The following is a 7018-nucleotide window of genomic DNA, read 5'->3' as shown; positions in this document are numbered from 1 at the left end:
GGTGCTGCCCACGGCTCCAGCAGCTTCCGATAAAAACAAATTATGTAAACTACGGGGGAAATGCCCCAGTCAGACGATATTTTACTCCCAGAGCCGGGTTCCCGGACAGTGTTTTTGGCGCGGCGGCGCCTGATTGCAGATGGAGGTTATTCCAAACTTTAGGGCGGAAACCCTGAACGACTTCATCCATAGGAATGTTACTTCCGGCTCGACGGTATACACCGATGGGCTGGGGGGCTTCGCTGGCCTGGAAGCAATTGGTTATAAGCACGTTCCTCGTACTCAACCCATGGCCACCGAACTCCGAAAGGGCGCCAAGCCGGTAGTTCCATTGGCTGATCGTGCAATTGGCAATTTAAAGCAATGGCTCCTTGGGACACACCACGGGGTGAGTCGCCGGCACCTCCAAGTCTACCTGGATGAATTCGTCTTTCGACATAATCGGCGAAAACACCCCATGGCCTCCTTTCAGACCCTTCTTGGTCTCGGAAGTGCCCGCGGGCCTATGGCGTACGAGACCATAATCGGGGCGAAGGATCTGCACCACAACATTTAGCGGTCTGCTGAAACAACCGGATAAGCATGAGATAACCAACTGGCGATGAAGCAAAAATCCAAGTGTCTGGTTTCGCCGTTTAACCCGCGTGGAACCGGAACATCCGTAAAGTTTACCGAAGGTAGGGTTACGCTCTTGTCAGGAGTCCTCTGGCAGGACCAACAGACTGCTTGACATCTTGCGGGTTAAATCAGTCTACGGATTTCCCATTTCTGGAGGAGACGAACGCATGCGATTTCGAAAAGCAAGCCTAGCTCCCCACAGAGTAAGTCCTGCGCCAAACGCGACTCCCAGCATTGCGGCACCCATTACGGCAAAATGAATCGGTGTTGGCACGCTTGCCGAAAAGACACGCGTAATGAACGAAACCTTAACGCCGGAATATTCTATTGGGATCATCCTCGTCGCCACATGCATGGTGGGACTGTAAAACGCCTGAGCCACCATTTCCGAGACTGTAAAGGCAACCAAGCTAGCTATGCAGTAAGCCGTGAGTCGAACTCGAAAGGCCAGCGCAATAGCCAATCCTGCCAGGCAGCATAAAAGCTGAACGCTCCAGAAAATCATAGAGTGGTGCCTGTCTGGACTAACAAGGTATCCAGGACGGGTTAGGAAAAATGCTGCGACCAGGAGAAGCACGAATGTCAAGGCATCAATACCGATAAACTTTATTGTGCGCATTTTCCTATCTCCACCGATGACAGTTTGTAGACCGATTGCCTTCCAGAAGCTCCAGTAACCTCGTAAGAGAACCAACGACCAGGTTACACAAGTGCGCGGCTCCGCCGAGTTTTCGTGTTGGAGGTCAGCGATAATCGGCAAGGCGATCAACTCAACGGTTGATTGGTCGAGGTATTTTTCTGCAAATCGACGGAGCCTGGAACCCGCCAATCCACAACTGCGAAAAACAGGCGTCATCGGCCGACCTCCCAAACAAGTTCACGTGCCAAGCGCGTCCAGACTTCCAACACATGCACACCGAAGGATGTGGCTCGATACATACGCCGAGGCACCAGGCCTGAGTTGTCTGCAAGCTTTTCGGGCTCTGATTCAATCAGCCGCTTTTTCTCCATACGGCCCAGTGTTACGTACACGGTACCCCTTTTGAGTCTCCCGCGTGATTCGGATACTAATTGGAGTCCGTACATCCGGCCTTTTTCTGCCAGTAGTTCCAAAATGGCTTTTTCCTTTGAGGATAGTCTTGGCGGCTCGTTAGCACTTCGTTTCATGTGATCATTCTTACATAATGTAAGACTCATTTCAAGCATCTTGTTCTTGCTCGGACAATCGTTGACTATTATTCCAAAAGGGTCGGCGGTTTTGCTCCCAGCGGTCCGGCAATGCAGCCAGATGAGCGAATATTGGGGTGTGCGGACAAAACCCCTTCGCAGTTGGCGCCGATCTGGCCTACCTCTCGGTGCAGCTCGGGAACGCCAACCCGGCGACTACTCTGCGGATCTATGCCCGCTGGGTGCCGGGGACGCGGCGGGTCGACCGCGGTCCTCGATACGGCATCGGCAAATGTTCGGCAAATGCAGGCTGTTTTGGAGGGGAACGGGGAAATCGGACAGCCGTAAGTTGTTGATTTTAATGGAGCCAGCGCTCGGACTTGAACCGAGGACCTGCTGATTACGAACTGCGTGCCGTCCCTTTAGAATCAATGATTTACGCGTTTCTAATGTAGATTTTCCGCCTTTTTCCGCCCTTTTCCACGCAAATCAGCAAACAAATCGGCAAGCAATCGGCAAGCGCGACTTATCTTAATCGTGTCTCTGTCGCCAATCTGACGCAACTGAAACTAGGTCAATGTCGGTGCACTGGGGGTGCCCTGCTCTTCGAGACCACCTAGGGTCAACTGTAAGGACGATAGGTGAAGCTTCGAGACGGAGGCACCGGGTTTACGCCGACGTCAGGCTATCGCGGGATTCTCCAAAAAACTCTGACCTTCGGAGTATACTGAGTTCCACCCAAAGGCGGCTGGCACATTGACGGGCTATCCGTCAATTTAACCAGTCCGCCAAGGCGGCTTGAGGCAAATGTCCGGTTTATTAGGACTATCCGCCCAGGTGACCTTCAGCATTCGTGGAGTGGCCATCGACATGGCATTCGGGAATGTGGGTGCTTTGTGCTCTCGTAGAGTCTTTCTGCGATGGACGTTTGCAACAAGGGTAGGGGTGCGCCCAAAAGCCGTATCCAACGATGCGGCTCAGGTGTACAATGCAGCCATAGCTAATGCACAAACGTCGCAGTCGATTTACCGTCGCGTTGTCGGAAGCTGGTGGGTCGCACGTAGCGCCGCATGCCTGGGGGGTGCCGGCCGCAAGCAGGCAGCTTGTTTCGCCTATCCGCCATCTTACGAGGGTGGCGCTTCCAGTGGCGTCGGCCCGTGATATCCTCTGACATCCCACCGCGGGAGGTGTCCCTTGTTCACCCGAAGGCATTTCGTCCACACGTTGGCCGGCGCAGCCGGCGCCCTTGCACTGCCAGAGCCATCCTTCTGGAGAACGACCCACGCTGATATCGGCGATCCGCCCGGCACGATCGTCCTGTTCCGTCGGAACGAGAGCGGCCACGTCGTGCTGCGACACGTGCGCGGTGAACAACCGCACCCGGTTGGCACCCACGTAAATCTTGACGTTCAGACGACACTCCAACGGCACGTCGGCACCGACCCGCGGCAGATTACGCAACCGAGCGCCGTGCAGCACCCGCTGACGGGGCGGACGCACGTCGCTCGCGCGACGTTCGACGGCAGTGCCGGCCGGACCATGATTCACACTTCGAGCGCCACCCATCCAACGATCCTGGCGCATGTCACGACCTCGTCGTTCGATCGGGCGGTCGTCATCGACAGTGCCGTTGTGCTGACGCATTTCAACGGCGAGCTGCTACTGGCATGGCAGGAAGGCGGAGTGCTCAAGTGCTGCAGCTCCGCCGATGGTGCATCGTGGTCGCCGGTGCGCGACCTAGCGCCTTTGCCGGCGGGCGAGCGCTTCGCGCTCTGGAGCGAAGGCAGCAAGCTGTACCTTGCCAGCACGCAAGCTGCGGCCTCTCAAATCGTCATCCGCGAGTCCGCCGACGCGGCGACTTGGACGACTCAGTTTCCGGTGCCGGGATTGCCAGGCTGCTTGAACATGAATCCCTGGTGCCTGGCCGCGCCGATCAGCGCGCTGGCGATCGCCACCACCGGGGATTTCGTGTTCATGGCGTACGGCGAGCCCGGCCGGATCAAAGTCGCCAGATTCAGGAAGGGTCCGGTCAACTTCAACCTCCGAAGCCTTGTAATCAGCGTCGCGCGGCAGCAGACATCCCCGGCAGCCGCGCTGCACGCGCTCGCGCTTCATCCATCGTCGACGTACGGCTGGACGCTGGCATTCGTCGAGTCGTATGCCGACGCTACGTCGTCGACCGGACGAAGGTTCGTCACACGGGCGCGGCGGAGTGACGACGGACTGGAGTGGGGCGGGACCGAGTGGCAGTACGCGTCTGGAACGACGAACACCGGCGGCGTCTCGCTAGTCACCACCGGCGTTCCCATGCCGTGGATTATCAGGATGCACGATTCCGGGCGTCCGTCGGACGCCGTCTATAACTTCGTGATCGTGACCGAAGGGTTCACCTATGCCGAGCGCGATCGGGCGTATGCCATGTGCCAGGAGATGATGGTCAACGTCATGAACCGTGCACCCTTCTTCTACAACAAGGATCTGTTCAACTTCTGGGCGGTCATCACCTACTCCAAGGACTCGGGCTGGAGCGACCCAACCGCGACGCCGCCGCTCGAGACGATCTTCGGTTCGACACGAGTCTCGAACCAGTTAGTGCCCGGGATCCTCCCGATGCCGCATGCCTGGCTGCTGCTTACCGGCAACCGTACCGTCGCGCACTACTACGGATGGGCGCTATTCAACGGAGTGGTCGCCACCCGTCCGTACGACGACGCCGGGGCATCGCTCTGCGAGGCACACCTGCACTCGATCCCCGGGATTCACGAGTACCTGCACACCGTCACAGGGGGCTTCAACCTCGGCGACCACGACCTGCACGACAACCGATTCAAGATCATCAACAAGACGTTCGACGGAACGTTCAGCTCGACTGGTGCCCACGCCTGGCAGGATTGGTTTGTGTTCGGCACGACGCCGACGGCATCCCGGAAGATTCCGGTCACCGACGCATACCGCACCGGACTGCTCGCGTGGGTCAACGCGGGCAACACGCCGGGATCGTACGCAGGATTCCCTTACTCCACGGACCCGACCTCGCCCAGCTACGTCGATGCGCTTTCACTCTTCCAGGTCGGCTTGTGGGAGTCGGAACTCCCGGACATTGCGGATCTCGCCGCGGATCCGATGTTCACGGCCCTCCGTGCGTGCCTGATGAATTCCCAGGACCACCACTCGCACGCGCTCTGCCCAATCTGCAGCCGGGTCATCGTCGAGCATTTGCACACGGTGGCGGGCATGCCGTTCGTGCTGCGCGACTACCAGAACACGCCGAAGGCCTTTCTGGAGTTCCAGAGCCGCAATCAGCGGGCATGCGGGACGAGCACGCGACCAGACGCGCTCGACCTCAACGGTCTCGTCGTGGTCAACGGCCACCCGATTGCTGCATCGGAGTTCATGACGTATCAAGCGGACACGCTCGAGCTCGTGTACGTGTCACGCATGGACCTGACGCCATGGGTGACGGTTGGCACGCCAGCCACCATCGAGTTCAAGCGGCGATCGCTGGGCGAAACGCGCATCTGGATTCCCGGCATCCAGGTACTCAACGGCCGGGGCGCCAGGTACTCGACGCAGCCCGTGGACATCATCTTGCCGTCGGGCGAGAGCCTAGTCACCAGACTTCACGATAAGCACCCGACGTCTCGATCGGTGTTGAATGCACTTGGTTGCGATTACGAGTACTGGGATCTCGCCGAAGGGGATTTCGCGCTCAGGTTCATGCCACACTAGCTACTTTCCGGTGCAAAAGTCGGGTTTCCACAACAACCCCACCACCTACTAAGCGGGTAGTTACTGGGTAATCCTTCGACTTTGTTTCTTTTGGGGCTTCACTTCGTCGTCGCTCGCGCGATATTGATCAGTATCAGCAATGACCTCTACCCGACAATACACCCAAGTTGTTTCGTAGGTACAAGAACTATTTCAACAAATCCAACATTGGGCGGCATTTGAGGTCAGACGGCTGCCGGAAGTATCAAGAACCGGATCTGAACCTGAACGTCTAACTCTGAGGTCGCTGTTTGCGGGCTTCGACAGCATGACGGGATCCGCCCAGATGCAGGATTCTGATAGATCGAGACGCTCGGTGATCATGCAAGGCGTATCAATCTGGTACCGTTCGGTTGGACCTATTACGAACAATCCGGAAAGCTGGAACCTCAGTTCCCCTCGAAGCCTCACTCGGTTGAAAACTCTTTACATGGTTGTATCAAAGACTTATACTCAAAAAGAGCATAGGTCTGCATCACGCTGCCTGGAATAGCATCACCAGTGACCCAAGCAACTGCATTGACTCAACCCCTTTCGCCTCCAACGCCTGAATGGGGACACCCTCTGATCACTCCGGAAGGAAGGGAAATCCGCGTGCCTGCGTTCGCGTTCCGGAGGCTGCGCCAGCTGGGCGCGCTCATGGGCAACAGCAACCGGCTGTCGCCCAGGGTCTACGAATTCGTCCGGCCCGAGTTCGACTGCCTCAGCGAAGGCCTTGGGCGCCTGCTTGGCAAAGATCTCAGCGGGCCGTCCTGGGTCCTCTGCACATGCAAGGATTGCCAGCGCAGGGCCGCGGAATCGGACCGCACCGCGCTGCCCGGAAGGAATCCGCTGGACGCCGCCCGCGCCGAGGAAATCGTCAGGGAGGTCGTCCGCAGGAGGCGGAAGCACTGATGCCCCATGCTGCGCCACACCCGTGCGGTCATCCAGGGTGCTCGGCCCTCACGCACGGCAGGCGCTGTGATGAACATCAGCGTGAGGAACGCCGGCAGCTGGCTCGGAGCCGCCCCAATCCCGCGGCCATGGGATACGGGCATGAATGGCGCAAGGCTTCACGCCGGTTCCTGGAGGAGAATCCGCTCTGCGTCCACTGCCGGCAAGCCGGTAGAATCCGAACAAGCGAGGTCACCGACCACATCGTCCCGCACAAGGGGGACATGGCGCTGTTCTGGAACAGGAGCAACTGGCAGGCGCTGTGCTGGCGATGCCATTCGAGGAAACCGCGCGTGAGGATGGAAGGTGGGGGCCGAAATGATGCTTATATCCTATCGCGTGGAGCGCCGGGGGCATGCGCCTGTAAATATCTGGTACTATTAGACATAGACCGGGCGCGCAGTGCTTTTTTGCGATGTCAAAATTGACTGGGGGGGGATGGAAAAGTGCCTAAGTCCAGCAAAAACAACGCGGCAGAAAGCTCTCGCCCTCGGTCGAGGTGCTTTTGCGCCTGCATCACCGGTACGGGGCG

The 7018-nt window shown here is 58.1% G+C and carries 6 protein-coding genes; 4 read left to right on the top strand and 2 right to left on the bottom strand.

The annotated features are described in order from the left end of the window. Positions 1-133 precede the first annotated feature (133 nt). On the top strand, positions 134-556 hold the full coding sequence (locus LAP85_14740; protein MBZ5497657.1) for an IS1595 family transposase: 423 nt from the start codon (positions 134-136) through the stop codon (positions 554-556). A gap of 195 nt (positions 557-751) precedes the next feature. On the opposite strand, the gene LAP85_14735 is transcribed toward LAP85_14740, so the two are convergent. Then, the gene (locus LAP85_14735) at positions 752-1474 is read right to left on the bottom strand and encodes a hypothetical protein (GenBank protein MBZ5497656.1); all 723 of its coding nucleotides are present in this window, start codon (positions 1472-1474) and stop codon (positions 752-754) included. Continuing rightward, positions 1471-1785 (bottom strand): helix-turn-helix transcriptional regulator, encoded by a 315-nt coding sequence (locus tag LAP85_14730; GenBank protein ID MBZ5497655.1) that lies wholly within the window; start codon positions 1783-1785, stop codon positions 1471-1473. Before LAP85_14730 ends, LAP85_14735 begins: the two co-directional genes overlap by 4 nt. A 1359-nt stretch (positions 1786-3144) precedes the next feature. On the opposite strand from LAP85_14730, the gene LAP85_14725 reads away from it, so the two are divergent. The 3 genes from LAP85_14725 (at position 3145) to LAP85_14715 (ending at position 6914) form a co-directional block, all read left to right on the top strand. Further along, positions 3145-5514, top strand: coding sequence for a M64 family metallopeptidase (locus LAP85_14725; GenBank protein MBZ5497654.1), 2370 nt, complete (start codon positions 3145-3147; stop codon positions 5512-5514). 633 nt (positions 5515-6147) lie between these two features. After that, entirely contained in the window at positions 6148-6447 is a 300-nt protein-coding gene (locus LAP85_14720) for a hypothetical protein (protein ID MBZ5497653.1), read from the top strand. Beyond that, positions 6447-6914 carry an HNH endonuclease gene (locus LAP85_14715; protein MBZ5497652.1) on the top strand — a complete coding sequence of 156 codons (468 nt, stop codon included), beginning with the start codon at positions 6447-6449 and terminating at the stop codon, positions 6912-6914. The genes LAP85_14720 and LAP85_14715 overlap by 1 nt, the downstream gene beginning before the upstream one ends. Positions 6915-7018 lie beyond the last annotated feature (104 nt).

The organism is Terriglobia bacterium (assembly GCA_020072565.1).
Classification (GTDB): Bacteria; Acidobacteriota; UBA6911; order UBA6911; family UBA6911; genus JAFNAG01.
The sequence above is the reverse complement of the archived record's forward strand: the minus strand, read 5'-3'. Positions and strand labels throughout refer to the sequence as shown.